At 43.9% G+C, this 19,129-nt stretch carries 23 protein-coding genes and 1 pseudogene; 11 read left to right on the top strand and 13 right to left on the bottom strand.

All coding sequences use genetic code 11. The features are described 5' to 3' along the window. Window positions 1-68: 68 nt before the first annotated feature. From XBJ1_RS08790 to XBJ1_RS22995, 9 genes are all read right to left on the bottom strand, one after another. Window positions 69-926 (bottom strand): phage tail protein, encoded by an 858-nt coding sequence (locus XBJ1_RS08790; RefSeq protein WP_012988522.1) that lies wholly within the window; start codon window positions 924-926, stop codon window positions 69-71. A gap of 965 nt (window positions 927-1,891) precedes the next feature. After that, window positions 1,892-3,355 carry a magnesium transporter gene (gene mgtE, locus XBJ1_RS08795; RefSeq protein ID WP_012988523.1) on the bottom strand — a complete coding sequence of 488 codons (1,464 nt, stop codon included), beginning with the start codon at window positions 3,353-3,355 and terminating at the stop codon, window positions 1,892-1,894. A 106-nt stretch (window positions 3,356-3,461) separates the two neighbouring features. Then, window positions 3,462-4,994: an exopolyphosphatase gene (ppx, locus tag XBJ1_RS08800; protein ID WP_038198767.1), complete on the bottom strand. Its 1,533-nt coding sequence runs from the start codon at window positions 4,992-4,994 to the stop codon at window positions 3,462-3,464. Between the two features lie 3 nt (window positions 4,995-4,997). Then, a complete protein-coding gene (gene ppk1, locus XBJ1_RS08805; RefSeq protein ID WP_012988525.1) occupies window positions 4,998-7,067 on the bottom strand; it encodes a polyphosphate kinase 1 in 2,070 nt (689 codons plus the stop codon). Between the two features lie 16 nt (window positions 7,068-7,083). Next, entirely contained in the window at window positions 7,084-7,647 is a 564-nt protein-coding gene (gene speG / locus XBJ1_RS08810) for a spermidine N1-acetyltransferase (RefSeq protein WP_012988526.1), read from the bottom strand. A gap of 271 nt (window positions 7,648-7,918) precedes the next feature. Next, entirely contained in the window at window positions 7,919-8,557 is a 639-nt protein-coding gene (gene purN / locus XBJ1_RS08815) for a phosphoribosylglycinamide formyltransferase (RefSeq protein WP_012988528.1), read from the bottom strand. A gap of 5 nt (window positions 8,558-8,562) precedes the next feature. Further along, complete coding sequence (purM, locus tag XBJ1_RS08820) at window positions 8,563-9,624, bottom strand: phosphoribosylformylglycinamidine cyclo-ligase (RefSeq protein ID WP_038198769.1); 1,062 nt, start codon at window positions 9,622-9,624, stop codon at window positions 8,563-8,565. Window positions 9,625-9,937: 313 nt separating this feature from the next. Continuing rightward, a complete protein-coding gene (locus XBJ1_RS08825; RefSeq protein ID WP_038198774.1) occupies window positions 9,938-10,201 on the bottom strand; it encodes a pyocin activator PrtN family protein in 264 nt (87 codons plus the stop codon). 2 nt (window positions 10,202-10,203) lie between these two features. After that, on the bottom strand, window positions 10,204-10,482 hold the full coding sequence (locus XBJ1_RS22995; RefSeq protein WP_193786120.1) for a hypothetical protein: 279 nt from the start codon (window positions 10,480-10,482) through the stop codon (window positions 10,204-10,206). A 21-nt stretch (window positions 10,483-10,503) separates the two neighbouring features. On the opposite strand from XBJ1_RS22995, the gene XBJ1_RS08835 reads away from it, so the two are divergent. From XBJ1_RS08835 to XBJ1_RS08860, 7 genes are all read left to right on the top strand, one after another. Next, the gene (locus tag XBJ1_RS08835; RefSeq protein ID WP_012988532.1) at window positions 10,504-11,121 is read left to right on the top strand and encodes a conserved phage C-terminal domain-containing protein; all 618 of its coding nucleotides are present in this window, start codon (window positions 10,504-10,506) and stop codon (window positions 11,119-11,121) included. Then, window positions 11,121-11,357, top strand: a complete 237-nt coding sequence (locus XBJ1_RS08840) for a hypothetical protein (protein ID WP_012988533.1) — start codon at window positions 11,121-11,123, stop codon at window positions 11,355-11,357. The genes XBJ1_RS08835 and XBJ1_RS08840 overlap by 1 nt, the downstream gene beginning before the upstream one ends. Next, window positions 11,357-12,037, top strand: coding sequence for a phage antirepressor KilAC domain-containing protein (locus XBJ1_RS08845; RefSeq protein WP_038198771.1), 681 nt, complete (start codon window positions 11,357-11,359; stop codon window positions 12,035-12,037). The genes XBJ1_RS08840 and XBJ1_RS08845 overlap by 1 nt, the downstream gene beginning before the upstream one ends. After that, window positions 12,004-13,041 carry a DUF968 domain-containing protein gene (locus XBJ1_RS08850; protein ID WP_232503315.1) on the top strand — a complete coding sequence of 346 codons (1,038 nt, stop codon included), beginning with the start codon at window positions 12,004-12,006 and terminating at the stop codon, window positions 13,039-13,041. The genes XBJ1_RS08845 and XBJ1_RS08850 overlap by 34 nt, the downstream gene beginning before the upstream one ends. Continuing rightward, on the top strand, window positions 13,041-13,190 hold the full coding sequence (locus XBJ1_RS22745) for a bacteriophage antitermination protein Q (protein ID WP_012988536.1): 150 nt from the start codon (window positions 13,041-13,043) through the stop codon (window positions 13,188-13,190). Before XBJ1_RS08850 ends, XBJ1_RS22745 begins: the two co-directional genes overlap by 1 nt. Before the next feature lie 46 nt (window positions 13,191-13,236). Continuing rightward, window positions 13,237-13,755, top strand: a complete 519-nt coding sequence (locus XBJ1_RS08855) for a bacteriophage antitermination protein Q (RefSeq protein WP_071822467.1) — start codon at window positions 13,237-13,239, stop codon at window positions 13,753-13,755. A 335-nt stretch (window positions 13,756-14,090) separates the two neighbouring features. Further along, window positions 14,091-14,399, top strand: a complete 309-nt coding sequence (locus XBJ1_RS08860; protein WP_012988538.1) for a Thoeris anti-defense Tad2 family protein — start codon at window positions 14,091-14,093, stop codon at window positions 14,397-14,399. 16 nt (window positions 14,400-14,415) lie between these two features. On the opposite strand, the gene XBJ1_RS20750 is transcribed toward XBJ1_RS08860, so the two are convergent. Continuing rightward, a protein-coding gene (locus tag XBJ1_RS20750) for an IS1 family transposase (protein WP_143827646.1) occupies window positions 14,416-15,110 on the bottom strand; the annotation gives its coding sequence in 2 pieces (ribosomal slippage) (window positions 14,416-14,855 and window positions 14,855-15,110; 696 coding nt in all). A gap of 82 nt (window positions 15,111-15,192) precedes the next feature. Here XBJ1_RS20750 and XBJ1_RS08870 point away from each other — a divergent pair. Continuing rightward, the gene (locus XBJ1_RS08870; RefSeq protein WP_143827653.1) at window positions 15,193-15,660 is read left to right on the top strand and encodes a hypothetical protein; all 468 of its coding nucleotides are present in this window, start codon (window positions 15,193-15,195) and stop codon (window positions 15,658-15,660) included. A gap of 146 nt (window positions 15,661-15,806) precedes the next feature. Next, complete coding sequence (locus XBJ1_RS08875; protein WP_012988541.1) at window positions 15,807-16,247, top strand: GNAT family N-acetyltransferase; 441 nt, start codon at window positions 15,807-15,809, stop codon at window positions 16,245-16,247. A 251-nt stretch (window positions 16,248-16,498) separates the two neighbouring features. Here the strand turns inward: XBJ1_RS08875 and XBJ1_RS08880 are convergent, their stop codons facing one another. From XBJ1_RS08880 to XBJ1_RS08890, 3 genes are all read right to left on the bottom strand, one after another. Beyond that, entirely contained in the window at window positions 16,499-16,711 is a 213-nt protein-coding gene (locus XBJ1_RS08880; RefSeq protein WP_012988543.1) for a hypothetical protein, read from the bottom strand. Window positions 16,712-16,912: 201 nt separating this feature from the next. Further along, window positions 16,913-17,607, bottom strand: a protein-coding gene (locus tag XBJ1_RS20755; protein ID WP_143827612.1) for an IS1 family transposase whose coding sequence is annotated in 2 segments (ribosomal slippage) — window positions 16,913-17,352 and window positions 17,352-17,607 — 696 coding nt in all. Because the reading frame shifts where the segments join, the coding sequence is not laid out codon by codon here. A 37-nt stretch (window positions 17,608-17,644) separates the two neighbouring features. Further along, on the bottom strand, window positions 17,645-17,866 hold the full coding sequence (locus XBJ1_RS08890) for a hypothetical protein (protein WP_012988544.1): 222 nt from the start codon (window positions 17,864-17,866) through the stop codon (window positions 17,645-17,647). Window positions 17,867-18,099: 233 nt separating this feature from the next. On the opposite strand from XBJ1_RS08890, the pseudogene XBJ1_RS19795 reads away from it, so the two are divergent. Both XBJ1_RS19795 and XBJ1_RS08900 read left to right on the top strand, forming a co-directional pair. Then, a pseudogene (locus XBJ1_RS19795) lies at window positions 18,100-18,359 on the top strand (helix-turn-helix domain-containing protein); the annotation flags it as partial. Between the two features lie 72 nt (window positions 18,360-18,431). Beyond that, window positions 18,432-19,127: an IS6 family transposase gene (locus XBJ1_RS08900; RefSeq protein WP_012988546.1), complete on the top strand. Its 696-nt coding sequence runs from the start codon at window positions 18,432-18,434 to the stop codon at window positions 19,125-19,127. Window positions 19,128-19,129: the final 2 nt, after the last annotated feature.

Here is a 19,129-nt window from a genome sequence, read left to right on the forward strand (position 1 = left end):
GAAAAGCCGAAGCATGGCAATAAACCCGCAGGAAGGTGCGGGTTGGTATGAGTTGTATATGCATCGCCTTAAGCGGCTCTTACTATGTATAAAAATGCGATATAGCGAGGGTGTGTTTCAGTTCCACCAGTGCTGCTGGTCGTGCCGTTATAATACAGAAATGTGTTATTGTCATTATCCGTTCTACCTGAACCTAGGGAATTGTTATACCCATCAGGTTGCCACTCCCAGTTTGTAGCACCATCAATAGAGCCACTGTTCTCGCTATAATATCGGTCACGATAATCATGTGTGTGTGATTGGATTTGGCTGGGCTTTGCGGATAACACATTAATAGTTGGATCAATTCCACGTCCTGCATCTGCACCGCGAATAAACTCAGATCTTAAATCAGGTAATTTTCCAGATGGATAAGCAATAGCAAGTTTTGGATATCTTACTTTATCAAATGAATCACCGTTGCATATCAACCAGCCTTCAGGTGGGCTCTCTGTTGGCCAAGGAACGGGGACGCCAACAGGTAAAGCCAATCCTTCCATCCTTGGCTCTAATCCGAGGTTTTTAACAAATTCTTCCTTATTAGGAATATCGGCTCCGTTCTGGTCTTTTGCTAAGCGAGTATTGGCATTATCATTTGCGTTATCAGCGCTCTCGTTTGCACTCTTGGTATTCTGATTGGCTGTATTGGCGAGGTCATATGCCGTTTTTACTGCTTTAGAGGTTGCGACGGTTAACTCACTATCGCTATTGACTTCATTATTTAAAGTGACAAATCCCGGTTCTGCCTGAGTTGCATAAGGATGGTTACGGCTTGTGGCGTGTGCTGCAATGGCTTCTTTGATTGAATCTTTGACATATTCCGGTGTTGTAACAATAACGAGATTGCTATCTTCTGAGACAGGCACATCAGGCTTTTTATCTTGCATAATTTATTCCCTCATTTAATCAACAATAACATTGCTAAAAAACATGAAGGCGGGTTACTTCTCCGCCGGTGAACATCAATAAAAAGGTTCATCAATACTGGAGAGAACTTCTGATTAGGATGGCATGGAATGGTTGGTGGGACATTAACAAAATCTATTTGCCTATGGCTGACTGATAAGACTATGAGTTTAAAGGGGACAATCCTCCCCTTTAATTTAACCTCTTGATTTAATTAAATTCCCGCCCCATGCCGGAAATAAGCAAAATCAACAAGTTATCTAAAGGTGGGAATTTCTCACCTTTTAATTCAATCCTTCCGTTTCAAATGGAATGCCTACTTTGGTTTTATACTCACGGGTGAGGGTATTGGGATTTCCTCAATACCTTTTGTTTGTGCAGATACCCCGTATGTCAAAGGGCAGATTTCTGCCCTATAGAGACAGTAGCTTCCCTTCCCACCTCTCCACAATCTCCGGCTTTTCTTTCAGGTAGTCGTAGCGATCATAATGTTTGGTTGAGACGCCGGGCTTTTTTATCCCTCATCTCGGAACTGATCCCCCCATTCAGCCAGTGTAAAATCAATTGCTACATGTCATATAGAGTACTTTTTTTTGTTTGTACATACATGTGTGCATTTTAATTTAAAAACACTCATTATTTTTCATATTCAATTGTTTTTTAAATAATTATTTATTATTGATTCATTATTCTGTGTAATGATTTTATTTAATCACCTTTAGTCATTAATAAGTATTAATAGTCATGAATTTAATTTAATACATTGAATTTAAATATAAATTCAATCAAAGTTTGTCAGGTTTAATCACGGATAGTCAAAGGATATCATCTTGCCACCTGTTCTCGTTGATAAATTAAACATATCAAAAACAGGCAATGACACAAATTTAGAAACAGGATCGAAAACGCCGATATCATTTATAAATCGGCGTTTCTCCCATGAAGCTCAAATCAAAAACAGCGTTGCCAACCCCAAAAAGATAAAGAATCCGCCAGTATCGGTCATTGCCGTGATCATCACACTGGAACCAATGGCCGGATCTCGCCCCAGTTTCATCATAATAAATGGAATCAATACTCCCATTAGAGCTGCCATCAGCAGATTTAATATCATTGCCATTGTCATCACACCGCCCATCGCAAGATCGCCATAGAGTAGATAGGTGACAACGCCCATGATTCCACCCCAGATAACACCGTTAATCAGAGCAACACCGAACTCCCTCAATAACAGATAAGAAAAACTGCCGGATTGGATTTGGTGGAGTGCCAACGCCCGAACGATCATGGTAATGGTCTGGTTGCCTGTGTTACCTCCTATACCCGCCACTATGGGCATTAATGTCGCAAGGGCAACCAGTTGGGAAATGGTATGTTCAAACAAGCCAATCACCCGCGAGGCAATAAAAGCGGTGCACAAGTTAATGGCGAGCCATGTCCAGCGGGTTTTTACTGTCTGCCCAACAGGAGCGAAGACATCTTCTTGACGGCTTAATCCCCCCATGCGTCGGATATTGGTGTCTGTTTCTTCACTTAAGGTGTCAACGATATCCTCAACGGTCAGACGCCCCATCAGGCGACCGTTATTATCCACCACGGCAGCGGAAATTAAATCGTAACGTTCGAACGCACTGGCGGCATCCTCGCCTTTTTGCTCTGGTAAGAAAGTGACAGTCTCTGTATTCATCACTTCTGCAACCAACTTATCCGGTGCATTGGTTAGTAGGGTTGTGAGCGGGAGTTCCCCCTGAAGGCGGTTTTTGCGGTCAATGACAAAAATTTTATCCGTTGCGTCGGGAATCGAGCCTCTGGAACGCAGGAAACGTTGTACCGTACTGAGTGTGATGTTGCTTCGCACTGTCACAAACTCAAAATCCATCATCTGGCCGATGCTGTCTTTGTGGTACTGCAATACTTCACGAATACGGTTGCGTTGACTCGGTTCCAGATAAGTCAGTAAACGGCGTGTAGTATCGCGGGGTAGATATTCTGCAATATAAGCCTGCTCATCCACATGCAGTGTGCCAATGGCTTTCAACAATTCAAGGTCAGACATATCCTTGATTAAATTGTCCCAGACCGGAATGGAGGCTTCCACCAGAACCTCACCGCGCTGGTTATTATCGATGAGTCGCCATAAAGCAAGACGTTCATCGTAGGGCAGGGCTTCCAGAATATCTGCAATGTCGGCAGCGTGCAGATTGGCCAGCTGCGCACTGACTTCCTCAATTTTTTCCAGTAACTGCTCGTCGCTGATTGTTGAATGTTCATCAGCCTGACCTAATAACGTATCAACGAATAATTTATCGTTAATAAAAAGAGACAGCAGACGTTGGCGAACAACTGCCAGCTTTTGGGAATGTTGACTGGCAACAGTTGAATTACCAGATTTAAAGGCCGGTTGTAACATGGTGTACCTTTGGTGCAAAAATAGTGCAAAAAAACAGGGCGATCCCGTTATCTAACGATAATATAATCTGAACGGTATTCTTTTTCTGCTTCATGGGGTGATATCGTTACGCCGTTTCCTCTTTGATATGCAAGTACCAGCCAACCACGTCACTCCAGTAAGCCTGCTCTTTTTCCAAATCGAGCTGCATCAGGGCATTTTTGATTAAATAGTTTTGTGGCAGGTAGAGCGTCCAGTGACCATGAGAAGTGTCCAGCCTGAGCGACTCGGGTGTTGTGGTGGATTGGCGCTGGTTGTTGAGTAATGTTGCCAACCGTAATATCTGGAGCATCGGGAGATATTGTTTTTTCTTGAACAGGTAAAAGCGGGGATGCTCATGCACTTTAATGGCCTTGCGATGATAGCGTACCAATGTTGCCAGCAATGATTGCTGTTCTTGGTTAAAGCCCGGCAGATCGGTGTGTTGCAGGATGTAAGCGGAATGCCGCTGTAGCCCACTCAGGTTTATGCTTAAACCGACTTCATGCAGCATTGCCGCCCAAAGCAGAATTGATTCCAGTTGTGGCTGGAGCCGTTTCGGATTCTGCGTCACCCATTGATCGTAAAGTGTTTTGGCAGTACTCCAAACGCGCTCGGCTTGTTCTCTATCGATATTATAATGGTCAGCAAGGCTTTTGGCGGTTCTCTGACGAATATCCTGATGACGGAAACGATCTTCCATCTCGTAAAGTACGCCTTCACGCAGTGCCCCGTCAGACAAGCGCAGTTCTTGAATATGCAGGACATCGAACACACCACACAGGATAGCCAGGCCGGAAACAAAGGTTTGTTTGCGGTCTTCGGATAAACCAGGCAGATCCAGTGATTTGAAATTCTTGTATTTCAGAACCCGCTTCACCAGCATATTGAGACGCTCAGGTGTAATCAGACCATCTTTTTCACCTAATCCGACGAGTAATTCTTGCACTGCTTTGATGGTTCCTGATGCTCCCAAGGCAAAATCCCAGCCTTTCATCCGGAATTGCCAAACAAGGTTTTCTAACTTCTGTGCAGCCTGAAGCCGCGCCCTACGGAAATTTTGTTCGTTTATTATGTTGTCAGGAAAGAATTGACGAGAAAAACTAACACAGCCGATGCGACGGCTTTCAATTAACAGCGGTTCGAAATCTTCACCAATCACCAGTTCTGTAGAACCACCACCAATATCGATCACCAGCTTACGGCCTTTTTCCGGTTGAGTATGTTCAACACCCATGAAGATCAGGCGGGCTTCTTCATGACCGGAAATGATTTCAATGGGGTAGGGGATGACTTCTTTCGCCCGTTTTAGAAACTCTTGTGCATTGGTGGCTTCACGCAGGCTGTGAGTACCTACGAGACAGACATTATTAGGGGAAAAACCCTGCAACCGTTCTGCAAACAGAGAAAGACAGGCAAGGCCACGATTAATGGCTTCTTCACTTAATTCATTTTTGCTGTTGAGGCCATCAGCGAGGTGAACGCGTTTCTTTAAACGCCCGATCACCTGTAGTGCGCCATTCACAATACGGGCGATCACCATGTGAAAGCTATTAGAGCCCAGATCAATGGTGGCAATTTCCATGGGTTTGGGCATTGGTTTGTCGTGTTTCAACGGCATAGATCAGGCTCTTGGCTCCGGTTGTTCCAATGTCTTCAGGTAATCATAGACGGCAATTTGTGCGCGAATTTTACGCTTATTTCCGCGTGGAACATAGCGATTGCTTAACTCTTTATCGATATAGCGAGCCTTAACTGTATCACTGAACTGCAATTCCAGAATATCCAAAACCCGCTGTTTTAATTGAGGATCGAGCAGACAAACTGCGACCTCAATACGATAATCGATATTGCGGGTCATCCAGTCAGCCGAAGAAAGGAAAACCTTTTCATCCCCTTTGTTAGTGAAAACATAAACTCGATCGTGTTCGAGGAAGCGATCCACAATGCTGGTGACTTGTATATTCTCACTGAAACCCGCCTGATTTGGCACTAGAGAGCACATTCCCCGTATCAGAAGACGCACTTTGACACCCGCTTCTGAGGCATCATACAAGCGATCCACCAATTCCTTGTCCACAAGGTTGTTGATTTTCAGAGTGATGCCCGCCGCTTCGCCTGCTTTGGCATTTTCAATTTCCTGAGTAATCAGTTGGTTGAGCATAGCTCGCGAATTTTGCGGTGATACCATCAGATTCTCAAACGTGACTGGGCGATAAGGATTTTCAATAAAGTTAAATACACGGCGAACTTCGTTGGTGACTTCCGGCTTGGCAGTCAGCAAAGAATAATCAGTGTATGAACGAGCCGTTTTTTCATTGAAATTCCCGGTTCCAATATGGGCATAGCGGACAATTTCATCCCCTTCAAGACGCGAGATAACAAATAACTTGGCGTGAATTTTCAGGCCCGGTGCGGAGAAAATAACATGTACACCCGCCTCAGTCAGTCGCTTCGCCCAGTGGATATTGGCTTCCTCATCAAAACGGGCTTGTAATTCAACCACCACAGTCACTTTTTTGCCGTTGTGGGCGGCATGGATCACTGAATCAATAATACGTGAATCTTTTGCCACACGATAAATATTGATCTTGATAGACAACACGCTGGGGTCGAACGATGCCTGACGCAGCAATTCCAGCACATGCTCGAAGGTGTGATAAGGATAATAGAGCAGAACATCCTGCTCACGGATGGCATCAAAACCGTTACGAAAATGCTCAAACCAAGTATGGCGTAGTCGTGGCATTGTTTTGTTCAGCAGATTTCGGTTCCCTTCATTGGGAAACTTGATGAAGTCTTTGAAATTGTGATAGCGGCCACCGGCAATCACGGAGTCATCATTGGATAGCCCCAGTTTACTGCGCAGGAGATCCACCATTTCATCAGGCATATCACGCTGATAAACAAAACGGACAGGTTCGGCGGTCAACCTCTGTTTCAGGGTTGAAGACATCAGTTCCAACAGACTGGATTCCATCTCTGTTGCCAGATCATATTCGGAATCACGGGTCATTTTCATCGAATAAACATTCAGCGTATCGTAATCGAAAAAACCTTTGAAAATTTCGTCCAGCGTATAGCGCAGAATATTATCAAGTAAGATCATCGATTTGCGTCTGCGTGGCATTTCTGGAGGCAAATTGACAAAACGGGGGACTTTGTCTGAGGGAATTTCCAGCAGGGCATATTTTGTCTCTTGCCCCCGAATAATTTCAATAGCCAGATAGGTGTAATCATCTTTCAAAAATTCAACCAGATTGGTTTCTGGATTGATGACAATAGGTGTAATGTGTGGGCGTAAATGCTGGCGAAAATATTGCCGCAACCAAATTTGCTGATTGGGGGATATTTGTCGCTCATTAATCAGGAAAATCTGATTACGTGCCATTTCCAACAATAAATCGTTATAGAGCTCATCGAACTCTTGATCGATTTTTACAACTTTAGCCTGAATTTTTTTCAATAATTGGCGGCCGCTGGTGGCAGAACCCCGCTCTTCACTGATAAGAATGCGCCGTTTTACATCGGCAAAGCGAACTTTATAAAATTCATCCAGATTATTGGAGTAGATCCCTAAAAACCTCATTCTTTCAATAAGTGGATTGCTTTTGTCAGCCGCTTCCTGAAGTACACGTTCATTGAAAGAGAGCCAACTGAGTTCTTTTTCGTTATAGAGGCGGTCGTGGGACATTACTACTCCATTTAGTTTAATGGGCCAGCGAGCTGGTCTGGGATTCGCAGGCTTTATTGGCAAAATAGTGGTGTTGGAAAGTACACATCCGAATGGCAGTATGATAAGAGCCGTTTATAAAAAACTCATCGATTAATTCGCCTTCGGTATGGAACCCTAATTTGTTGTATATATGAATCGCTTTTTCATTCTCTTTATCAACAATTAAATAAAGTTTATAGAGATTTAATACACAAAATGCGTATTCCATCGCAAGTTTAGCCGCTTTGGTTGCATAGCCTTGCCCCTGATAGGCCGGTGTAATGATAATCTGGAATTCTGCGCGTCGGTGAATATAATCAATTTCGACCAATTCCACTAATCCGACTTTGGCGTTCATGCTCTCAATGATAAAACGGCGTTCGCTTTGGTCATGGATATGCTTGTCATAGAGATCACATAGCTCGACAAAAGCTTCATAGGGTTCTTCAAACCAATAACGCATGACACTGGCGTTGTTATCGATTTGGTGAGCGAAAGGGAGATCTTCCCGCTCAAGAGGACGTAAATTTACAGGTGGATTTTCAGAACCACTGGACATTGGATACCTCAGTGCTTGTTAAAGGCTGGTTTAAATTTGGCCCACGCTAACTATGATTCGCGGTAATTAATGTTCGGATAATTAATTATTACCAGATACATAATTATTGCCAGATTAATATTTTGTTAGATGAATAAATAGCCGATTTACTGGGTGTATAAGAGAATTTAAGCTGAATGACGGTTTACAGCAAAGTATCATCTTAACGCGTCTTACCTTAACACGTTTCGTCTTAATACAATGCTGTAAGTTTGGGGTCTAGCAGTATCGATTATTCTGAGGCGTAACCCTGCTGTGGCAGTATTTTGCCATCCAGTATTGCTACATTATCGCTCATTCCCAGACGCCCATCTAAGAACCAGCCAATGACCAGCGGATAGATATCATGCTCTTGAACCTGAACTCTCCTGATGACATCTTCTTCCTGATCTTCCTCAAAAATAGGTACTTTGGCCTGTAAAATAACGGGGCCGCCATCAAGCTGTTCGGTAACAAAATGGACGGAAGTGCCATGTTCTTGATCGCCATTTTCAATGGCTTTACGGTGAGTATGCAGACCGGGGTATTTGGGCAGCAGAGAAGGATGTATATTGAGCATGCGCCCACAGTAGTGCTGCACAAAATCAGGCGATAGTATTCTCATGTAGCCCGCTAGTACCACTAAATCTGGCTGATATTGATCAATGGCTGTGAGCAGGGCGCAATCATAAGCCGTGCGATCCGAAAACGCTTGCGGATTGAGAAAATGGGCGGGGATATCCGCTTGTTCTGCACGTTGCAGACCATAGGCATTGTCGTTATTACTGAATACCGCACAGATATGCCCATTAATCCGGTTTTGCTGGCTGGCGTCTATAATGGATTGAAGATTGCTGCCATTACCGGAAACCAAGACGACAATCTTTTTCATGGTTTTCATTCGCTGATGATAACTTGTTGCTCGTTGGTGTTCAGTTCAGTATTGGTATCAAATTCGGTAATAGTACCAATCTGCCAAGCGTTTTCACCTGCCGCGTTCAGCCACTCAACCGCTTGTTCTGCCAGAGATTGTGGCAGAGCGATGATCATGCCTACTCCGCAGTTAAATGTGCGATACATTTCGTGATTGCTGACATTGCCTGCCTGCTGTAACCACGTAAAGATAGCTGGCCATTGCCAACTGGAGGCATTGATTTTGGCCTGCATATTTTCCGGTAGAACGCGGGGAATATTTTCCCAGAAGCCGCCGCCAGTCAGATGGGCAATGGCGTGGATCTCGAACTGTTCAATCAGTTCAAGAACAGGCTTGACATAAATTCGGGTTGGGACAAGCAAATGATCTGCCAGCGATTTACCTTCAAGCTCTGCTGTTTCCGGATTGGTCTGGCTGACGTCAAGGATTTTACGGATCAATGAATAACCATTGGAATGTGGCCCACTGGATGCCAGTGCAATTAGCGCATCACCCACTTGAACTTGGCTGCCATCAATGATCTCTGACTTTTCCACCACGCCGACACAAAACCCTGCCACATCATAATCTTCACCATGATACATACCCGGCATTTCGGCGGTTTCACCACCGACCAGGGCACAGCCAGCTTGCTTGCAACCTTCGGCAATACCCGTAATGACACTGGCTGCGGTATCAACATCCAGTTTGCCTGTTGCATAGTAATCTAGGAAGAAAAGCGGTTCGGCTCCCTGAACAACCAGATCATTGACACACATGGCGACCAAATCAACCCCGATGGTATCGTGGCGTTTCAGATCCATAGCCAGACGCAGCTTGGTGCCAACGCCATCTGTACCAGAAACTAAGATAGGTTCACGATATTTCTGTGGCAGCGCACATAGTGCCCCGAAACCGCCTAATCCCCCCATCACTTCAGGGCGACGGGTCTGTTTCACGACACCTTTGATACGATTGACTAAGGTATTGCCAGCATCAATATCGACACCAGCATCTTTATAGCTAAGAGAGGTTTTGTTGGTCACTGCGTAGCCCCCAGGCGGTTGCATTTGAATGAATAAAACAGAACGGTGGCAATTCTAACAGTCTAAGCAAACGTTTGCGATAGCTTTATGCAGGTTTCCTGCCAGACAGAAATAAAAGGAAAAATGCTTATGCTTGATAAAAGTCAACGGATTGATAGTGGCTCGGTGTCGAAAAGGAGGTATAATCCCGCGATTTTTTTATCTGCCGGCTATATACAGTGGGGATTATTTTATTACATATCAACTAATTAATATTAACTGGGGTTCTATTGGGGTGCTGAGAAATAGCACCCGGATATGAATTCCAATCAATTTACTTTTTTTTAAACTGCATTCTTTCCACTTCTTTTGCTGCCAACTCCCTTTGCTTATCGATATACTCAGCAAGATCGTGCACATGAACAATTCGCGGTGATTTCTGGCTGTCATTCATTCTGTATGTCGGAAATTTTAACTTGCCTTCAATAGCTTTACGCTCTGCTGTCGCTGGGGTTAGTTCAAGGTATTTCTCGGCTATAGTTGACAGCGGAATTTGCGAGGTTTCAAACTCTGCCATTAACAAAAACGCTGTGTTCATTCTCATTGCTTTTCTCCTTTCTGATAACTGTTCTCCAAAATTACTTTCGCCACTCCTGCAAGTGTCGCCTTTCCTTCCCGTGTCGCATCAAAAATAATGTTGTTCAGCTCCGTTGTTAGAATATCGTTCAAATTCTTCGGTCTTTCGGAGTACTTTTTCCGCTGCCAACCGTTTTCACCTGCTCGTTCCAGATGAGGTGGGTCGAACACAACCAACTGAAATGTGTTACTGGCAAATGGCAACGAGCGAAAATCGCAGACAATATCCGGCGCAATATTCAATTCCCGCCCATCACATAAAATATGACGTTCGCGCTGGATATCGCAGAAAATGACATTCCCGAGGAACCTAACGATCCCGCTCATCAGGTATTGAACTACTTCAATCAGGCCACTGATTCCAACTACCGTGACGGAAAAACCAGTATGGGCTACATCCGTGCACGTTTAAGTGAAGGTTACGCAACGGAAGATTTGATACTGATCACAGATTACTTGATTGCCAAGTGGGCGAACGACGGCAAAATGCGGGATTACCTGCGTCCAAAAACCCTGTTTAGCCCGGAAAATTGCGCGGAATATTTTGACAAGGCGTGCAAATGGCACAAAGCAGAGCGTCCTGCCTGTGTTAACGGTCGCTGGCTGAAAGCCGGGGAAGCCGACGTTGTCATTGATACCGTGGAGCGTGACGCAACATTCCGACAGCTATTTTCAACAGGCTGGACACCGGCAAACCGTATTCAGGAACGGGCGGCACAACTGGCACGTAAAGCGGGAGTGGGTCGCATGAATGAAGTGCCTGGACTGGCTGCTTGGCGTGGGATCTGGAAGCAGGCCGCAGAACAGATTGCGAAAGACGAGTTGCTATCGGGATTTCGGGTTGTTGGTGGAAGCTCTGAGCAGAATGGGGGGACTGCATAATGTTCCAGCGCAGCAAAATGGTCTATGGCGTGAATATTTTCCCTCTGCTGGTGATGGCTTATCAGTTGCGCCGCAGGTGGTCGCTGAGGCAGTTACGGGGTCACTGGTGTGAGGGTCAGATATTGCTGAAAATTATCCGTCAGAGTCAGCGTGATTGGCCGTATTTCAATTTTGAAATCCACTATCAAGATCTCAGGAAACGGGTGAAACGCGGACAGGGTAAGGGCGTGATTTGATGGCAAGTTTAATGGCATACGGATTAACCATGTCGAGCAGGGAGATTGCTGATCTGGTTGAGTCCCGACATGATTCAGTGAAAAGAACCGTCGAACGGCTGGCAGAACGGGCTGTTATTCAACTCCCACCAATGGTGGAAGTCAAAAATCACCAGAATCAAACCACTTATGAATACCGGATAGGCAAGCGTGACAGCTATGTGATTGTTGCACAGTTATCCCCTGAGTTTACTGCCCGGCTGGTGGATTGCTGGCAGGCACTGGAACAGCACCAAATTTCTCATATCCCCCAAACGCTGCCTGACGCATTGCGGTTAGCTGCAGATTTGGCCGAGCACAATCAGGCGCTGGAATCACAATTAGCCGATGCAGCCCCAAAAGTGGCGTTTGTGGATCGGTATGTGGATGCGCGTGGATCAATGACATTTCGGCAGGTTTGCAAGCTGATTGAGGCAAAAGAACCGGAGTTTCGCGGGTTCCTGCTGGACAGGCGGATCATGTATCGATTGAATGGCACGATGCTGCCCTACCAGAACCACATCGATGCAAAACGGTTTGAAGTGAAGACGGGCACAAATATCACTAATGCTCATGCGTTCACTCAATCACGCTTTACCACAAAGGGAATTCGCTGGGTGGCGGGTTTGTGGGCGGAATACAAAGTGGGGTACATGGCATGAATTATTTACTGACCCCGCACATTGTCCGTGATCTGGGGCTGGTGGTCTTTAAGCCGGGTCGCCATCTCCTGGATGGGTTTTATGGCAGGATGTTGCTCACGCCTGAGCCTGCTGTGCTCCGGTCTGCTCCATCAGGGCAAGTAACAGAAGGGCAATGGCTGGCTTCCGATAAGCGTTTGTACCCTTTTTTTCAGCATGAGCGGGTCATTAAAGTCGCTGGCGGTTTGGAAGGGATGAAGCATTACATCGCCCAGACGATTTCATTCTGCCAGGCGGCAGATGAGGAAAATTACCATCATAATTTATTGACAATAACTGTATATAATAACAGCGCCGTCAGAACATGCTGGCATCATGATAACCAATGTCGGGACGGCTCTGATCGTATACAAAACGCAGCGGAACAAAACCTGTATCAGTGGGTATTGCATAACGTCATCAGTGATTTCCGGTTGCCTGCTCATCATCAGGTGACATGGCCAGAATTATTTAGCTGGGCGGTCATTCATCGGGTGGCGGATTTGCTGCCATCATTTATCAGTCATCGCGCCCTGCAGCGGGCAGATGACCACGGAGAGAAAATTGGAAGTACCACCAGCGAACATGATATCCGATGGGAACCCCTGACCTCACAGGACATTGTTAATGAGCGTGTGGAGCAGGTTAAAAATGTGCTGACGGCAGAGGTTGACGCTGAACCGCCCGCCAGCTTTATGCGTTTGCCAAAATTACAACGGTGGCGCAATACCCAATGGCTGAAATGGGTGAAATCCCAGCCCTGTGCGGCCTGTCAACGTCCTGCCGATGATCCCCACCACATTATCGGTCATGGGCAGGGCGGGATGGGTACTAAGGCGCATGATTTGTTTTGTCTGCCACTTTGCCGGGAATGTCATGACGACCTGCATCGGGACAGGCTGGCATGGGAAGAAAAACACGGTAGCCAGGTGGATTTATTATTTCGTTTTTTGGACAGATCGCTGGGAATAGGGGCAATCAAATAATGACTAAATGGTATTCGCATGACTTGCAATACGTACGCACGCAGATTATCCCCGCATTGTTTGATATTGCCGGTGAAACCAAGGGGCAATTGGCGGCATTTGAAGACTCTCCACTGACATGTACAGATCACTATAATTGCGATACATAAGGTTTCCTAAATACAATTGAATTAGCGCAATAAAGCCCGTATTAGGGTGGGAAATCACTGGGTCGTACAGGATACCGATCCGGTTTTTTGTCTTGAAACCCGCATGAGAAAACAGCCCAAACCGCCTATTAACCCGATAACATACAGGGGGAGCTCGTGGCGGCGGGCAGTACTGGCCATGGATAAACCCAAACTGGCATGGGTACTGTACTGTTATGCACATTCCCTGGATTATCGCTATCAGGTTGAAATATGCGAATATCTCTGGGGAGGCTTTCTGGCAGGGCAAACAAACCGTCGGTTATCAATCAAAGTCAGCACGAGATTGAAAGGATTGGTATGGTTGGCCGTTCAGCAACGTGCCAAGGGGTGTCGTTCAGAGAATTTCTTATCTTATACCAGATCAGAATTGGCCAGCTTGACTGGGGTGAGTTTATACAATTGGAAAAATAATTATGCGGCACATTGGATAGCCTTGGTGGAGTTATGCGAAAACATGGATAGAGAAGCACTCCAAGATATCATCAGATTAAGAATTAAACAAAAATCAGACCATGATCTATAAAACTTGCAAAAGTGTCCGAAATCAGCCATATTTTAATTAATTCTGATATTTTGCCAGAATTGTAAGTAATAAATTAACCCACTTAATAGGTGGGTTTTTTACTGCCCTGTATTCAATAAAGGGTATTTGTAATCAGCAGCAAACTTCAAATTGACAGCTCCCTGAATCACGTACTCGACTAATAGACAGATTTTATAATGCGCAACCCTATTTAAATGCGTATTAATTTTGCTATACGGTATTCAATTGATATAAAAACCCACCTTAAGTAATATTGACTGGCAATTTAGCAGTAGGATGAAATGACCTTTAACGAATAATAAAGTGAGGGATTTATGTCTGAAATTAATAAGCCAGAGAAAACGAGTGCTAATCAAAATTGCTTTATCAACCCTGATCAATACAAAAATCACGATGTAGTTGCACCCGTTGGTTCATATCCTTGGGCGATAATTCAATTGTATTTAGGAAACCTTATGTATCGCAATGATTGGGATTACCCCAATGAATACATAGGACTTGTTCCTGAATCAGGGGAAGGTGATAATCTTCCTTATGTTATTAAGAAGCGTATACACAATAATTTTGAACAGTGGCAGCCCGCACAAGAAGATATGATGGCTTGTGATTGGGTCATGTATTAAATGATTAGATTAGGTATTAAAAATAATGTTCACGTTCAATAAAGGTTCCTATCACTTTATCGTGCATTTCTTCCGATTTTGAATACCCAATGGTTTTTCTATTCAGCCTTTTGATTCGGGTACGATGCGTTAAATTCGTTCTCTCTATACGCTGAGTAAACGCCTTTCCAGTCAAGTGCTCTTCCTCGGGAAGTGGGTCATAAACAACATAGTCATCCGTGCAGTAAAACCGAATAGTAAAGGAAGATAAGAGGGTAAGCAGCTTGTCTAACGTTTTTCGACTGCGATCGCCAAAAACATGAGCCACTATTCGCTTCAGGCGGGGTTCCCAAGCATACCAAAGCCAGCGTTGGTTTTTCTTATTGCCGACAAACGACCATTGCTCGTCGATTTCACAGACAATCTGGATGCCACATTCCGCAAGGGGAAGTGTCGTTACGTTTCGGGGTCTGAGGTTTTTAATGTTTTCATGACGGTGGCGGTGGCGACTTTCAGGATCCGAGCGGTGTCACGAATTCCCCCGTTATTCATCGCGATATCGATAATCTGTTCTTTAACGCCGGGTTTGCAGGCCTGATAGGTATACGCCAACTGAAAGACCTTACAGCAGCTATAACAGCGATAACGAGGATGTCCGCCATTTCCTTTCCCATGTCCTTTGACCTGTTCTGATTTGTGGCAATAACGGCAATAGACATCAACTTTGGCCATACTTCATCCTTAAAAAGCCGGAAGCATATCACAGCAACTAACCATTTAATACATGACCTGTGATTGGGTAAAAATGGACTTCATGTTGTCTTTTGATCTTTTTATAGGAACCGCGAATGCAACATTACAAGGATCAGAAGGTCATGTTGCTTGGGGATATGTAAAAGATGGGTACAAATGGGATGAGCAGGAGTGGTCGAAATCTTTTGGTGATTTGAAAGTCATTCAAAATAAAACAGGCATTGTGGAAACCACATCATTTTATTGGCATGTAAATAGAGAGCATAGCGATGGAGTGATTCTTTGGCTCGCGTATTCTGATACTAGTCAAGAAAGTTTCCATAACTTGATAAATTTCTTTCAAACTAAAGAACTCCATATAACGGTTGATGGTATGACTTATAATCTAGGTAAAAGCTTAGATATTACAACTAAACCAGAATACGGACATGTAATCGACAATACATATAAAAATAATGATGCAAAAAAATTGGGTGCCATATTGAAACATACAGGTGTAACCAAGCGTCTTTATGTCAATTGGATATAATTATAATTTGTATCTTGAATTCCAAGGCCTCGCACTCGCGGGGCTTTTTATTGCAAAAAAAACAGATAAGAATTGCCATTCCCTTTGGTTGTAGTTACATGTGTAGTATCCTAGTGTTATTGATATGTAGCCATTTGGAGTGTGGTATGTTAATTGCGTTAGTTGATATAAATAAGGACAATTATGAAGCTGTCTGCGATCTATCTGTAACTGATGAACAGCTAGAATATATTGCTGAAAATGTGTTTTCTCTCGCTCAATCCAAGTTTTTTCCATCATATGAAACTCGCGCGATTTATTTGGATGGTACACCTGTTGGTTTTTTTATGTGGGTACCTTCTGATACCGGACAAAAAACAACTATTTGGCGTTTTATGGTAGATAAAAGCCATCAAAATAAAGGTATTGGGCGCAAAGCGTTATCACTAGCTATTGAGGAAATCAGACGGACAGAGCAATTGGAAGAAATAGAAATCTGTTATGACCCAAATAATCTTGTTGCGAAAAATTTTTATGCCAGTTTCGGCTTTATTGAAGTTGGTATAGATGAAGAAGTTAAAGAAATGTTGGCGGTTATAAGGGTATAGTCACAAGTTCCACTCACCGGAAATACCGGATAATTGATCAGGGTCGGACAGTACATTATATCACCATAAAATCAATATCTTATATTGTTTTTATGGTGATGTGAGCAGCACCTCGATCGGGGTTAGAGAACACCCCTGCATGCTAGATAAATCAATGTGTTAATCTGATTTTCAGCGAAAAAGAGATCACCTCCATGAAAGATGAATTTGAATGGTTTCATAACCCTCTGGTAATACGGGAAGGTTCAAATTCACTCGTTATTGTTTCGATACTTTTTACGCAGTCTGATTCCAAGGTTGACAAGGTAAATAGCCAGCAAGCTTTCAATTGAGTTATACAGCCAGTCCACTTCAATATCAGATGTCATCCACTTTAAAATTGAAACTGCGAGTAAAAATATCCCACCAAAAATAAGTATTAGAGGTGTTTTATCTCCGAATGGTAATTTTTCGAATTGTGACATATCAAGTCCTTATAATATTTACCGATGGTTGTCTGATGTAAGTTTCACATATTCGGTTATTCTGAACAACTGGATCCTATCGCTATAAGAGTTTCGGTAGCGCGAGACAGTCCGGCTGAACTAAATCAGCCAAATCTATATATTGATTAATGGCTGGTATGGCACAAATTCAGGTCATGTATTAAATGATTAGATTAGGTATTAAAAATAATGTTCACGTTCAATAAAGGTTCCTATCACTTTATCGTGCATTTCTTCCGATTTTGAATACCCAATGGTTTTTCTATTCAGCCTTTTGATTCGGGTACGATGCGTTAAATTCGTTCTCTCTATACGCTGAGTAAACGCCTTTCCAGTCAAGTGCTCTTCCTCGGGAAGTGGGTCATAAACAACATAGTCATCCGTGCAGTAAAACCGAATAGTAAAGGAAGATAAGAGGGTAAGCAGCTTGTCTAACGTTTTTCGACTGCGATCGCCAAAAACATGAGCCACTATTCGCTTCAGGCGGGGTTCCCAAGCATACCAAAGCCAGCGTTGGTTTTTCTTATTGCCGACAAACGACCATTGCTCGTCGATTTCACAGACAATCTGGATGCCACATTCCGCAAGGGGAAGTGTCGTTACGTTTCGGGGTCTGAGGTTTTTAATGTTTTCATGACGGTGGCGGTGGCGACTTTCAGGATCCGAGCGGTGTCACGAATTCCCCCGTTATTCATCGCGATATCGACAATCTGTTCTTTAACGCCGGGTTTGCAGGCCTGATAGGTATACGCCAACTGAAAGACCTTACAGCAGCTATAACAGCGATAACGAGGATGTCCGCCATTTCCTTTCCCATGTCCTTTGACCTGTTCTGATTTGTGGCAATAACGGCAATAGACATCAACTTTGGCCATACTTCATCCTTAAAAAGCCGGAAGCATATCACAGCAACTAACCATTTAATACATGACCGAATTTAACATATTGCGAGCCTTTAAAAAAATATAAATAACCATTTAAATTAATCACATCATCAATATTTATTTGAAACTCGATAGGAAGATCAGGCCAATCGTTACTGATAGGTTGAGGGTAGGCTATGTCTGCGCTTTTTAATATTTCATTATATCTGGTATTATCTGCATTAAGGAGTAAATAGACATTTGAGTTCATTAATATATATCCTTCATAATTTTTAAATTTGCTATTGATTTTGCGTATTTATTAAATCCACTGTTCATAGGTAAAATACATTAATAATGATATTAAAATTATTTTGCGAAATAGAAAGATTTACTCTGTGAAAATTAATATAAAAGATAGATTGTGGCAATTCTATATATTAATATACCCGTAATCATTGAAGGTGCTTGATTTTATCCGAAATGGAGATCATTATCCTCGCTATGAAAATATTTATTACATCAGAACAAAAAATCAAACTTGAGCGTCTTCACGACACAACTCGCGATGGTCAAGTACGAGACAGAATAAAAGCTATCCTTCTGGCTTCTGAAGGGTGGAGTTCTGTGATGATCGTCAAGGCATAGCGACTCCATCAGACCACCGTTGACCGCCATATCGGTGATTACCTCAATCAAGGGAAACTTCAATCTGATAATGGGGGTCTGATAGTTTACGTTCTCGAGAACAAACGGCACTGTTGCAAATAAAGTTGGTTCTGTCGTATTAAGCCGTGTCCGGGTATCATGCTGTTTTTTTGTTGAGTGATTCACCGATGTTCCTTATCCGAAAAGCCTTCCGGTGCCTGCATTATCCCACCGATGTTATCGCTCAGTGTGTTCGCTGGTATCTGGCCTATGCGCTGAGCCTGCGTGACCTGGAGGGAATGCTAGCTGAGCGGGGGATAACCGTCGATCATTCCACGCTATCCCGCTGGGTTCATCATCTGATCCCGTTGAGGGTCAAACGCTATCGACGGAGCAAGCCTGCTGTTGGGCGTCGGTGGCGAATGGACGAAACCTCTATCAAAATCAAAGGGAAATGGAGTTACCTTTACCGTGCTGCGGATTCAGACGGCGATACGGTTTATTTTTTGTTGACAGCCCATCGAGATAAGGAGGCCGCCTTGCGTTTCTTTAAAAAGGCGATGCGTCAGCATGGACAACCTGACGTGGTGACGATGGATAAAAGTGGCGCCAATAAAGCCGCAGTGGACGAGTTAAATCAGGGAAAACCTAAGGATAACGACATCATTATCCGGCAAAACAAATACCTTAATAATCTGATTGAACAGGATCACCGCAACATCAAACGGCGAACACGTCCTATGCTGGGATTCAAGAATTTCAGACGGGCCCAGACCGTGTTGGCCGGGATTGAATGGGTCTGTATGTTGCGCAAAGGACAATACCGACAAAAAGAAGGGTGTCCGATTTCACCCGCGGCATTTTTCTATCAATTAGCTGAGTAAAA

The organism is Xenorhabdus bovienii SS-2004, from assembly GCF_000027225.1.
GTDB lineage: Bacteria > Pseudomonadota > Gammaproteobacteria > Enterobacterales > Enterobacteriaceae > Xenorhabdus > Xenorhabdus bovienii_C.

Coding starts and splice junctions, on each gene's coding strand:
- XBJ1_RS08790 (WP_012988522.1), bottom strand. CDS start 926: ATGCAAGATAAAAAGCCTGATGTGCCTGTCTCAGAAGATAGCAATCTC.
- mgtE (WP_012988523.1), bottom strand. CDS start 3,355: ATGTTACAACCGGCCTTTAAATCTGGTAATTCAACTGTTGCCAGTCAA.
- ppx (WP_038198767.1), bottom strand. CDS start 4,994: ATGCCGTTGAAACACGACAAACCAATGCCCAAACCCATGGAAATTGCC.
- ppk1 (WP_012988525.1), bottom strand. CDS start 7,067: ATGTCCCACGACCGCCTCTATAACGAAAAAGAACTCAGTTGGCTCTCT.
- speG (WP_012988526.1), bottom strand. CDS start 7,647: ATGTCCAGTGGTTCTGAAAATCCACCTGTAAATTTACGTCCTCTTGAG.
- purN (WP_012988528.1), bottom strand. CDS start 8,557: ATGAAAAAGATTGTCGTCTTGGTTTCCGGTAATGGCAGCAATCTTCAA.
- XBJ1_RS08825 (WP_038198774.1), bottom strand. CDS start 10,201: ATGAACACAGCGTTTTTGTTAATGGCAGAGTTTGAAACCTCGCAAATT.
- XBJ1_RS08835 (WP_012988532.1), top strand. CDS start 10,504: ATGACGTTCGCGCTGGATATCGCAGAAAATGACATTCCCGAGGAACCT.
- XBJ1_RS08840 (WP_012988533.1), top strand. CDS start 11,121: ATGTTCCAGCGCAGCAAAATGGTCTATGGCGTGAATATTTTCCCTCTG.
- XBJ1_RS08845 (WP_038198771.1), top strand. CDS start 11,357: ATGGCAAGTTTAATGGCATACGGATTAACCATGTCGAGCAGGGAGATT.
- XBJ1_RS22745 (WP_012988536.1), top strand. CDS start 13,041: ATGACTAAATGGTATTCGCATGACTTGCAATACGTACGCACGCAGATT.
- XBJ1_RS08860 (WP_012988538.1), top strand. CDS start 14,091: ATGTCTGAAATTAATAAGCCAGAGAAAACGAGTGCTAATCAAAATTGC.
- XBJ1_RS08870 (WP_143827653.1), top strand. CDS start 15,193: ATGTTGTCTTTTGATCTTTTTATAGGAACCGCGAATGCAACATTACAA.
- XBJ1_RS08875 (WP_012988541.1), top strand. CDS start 15,807: ATGTTAATTGCGTTAGTTGATATAAATAAGGACAATTATGAAGCTGTC.
- XBJ1_RS08880 (WP_012988543.1), bottom strand. CDS start 16,711: ATGTCACAATTCGAAAAATTACCATTCGGAGATAAAACACCTCTAATA.
- XBJ1_RS08890 (WP_012988544.1), bottom strand. CDS start 17,866: ATGAACTCAAATGTCTATTTACTCCTTAATGCAGATAATACCAGATAT.
- XBJ1_RS08900 (WP_012988546.1), top strand. CDS start 18,432: ATGTTCCTTATCCGAAAAGCCTTCCGGTGCCTGCATTATCCCACCGAT.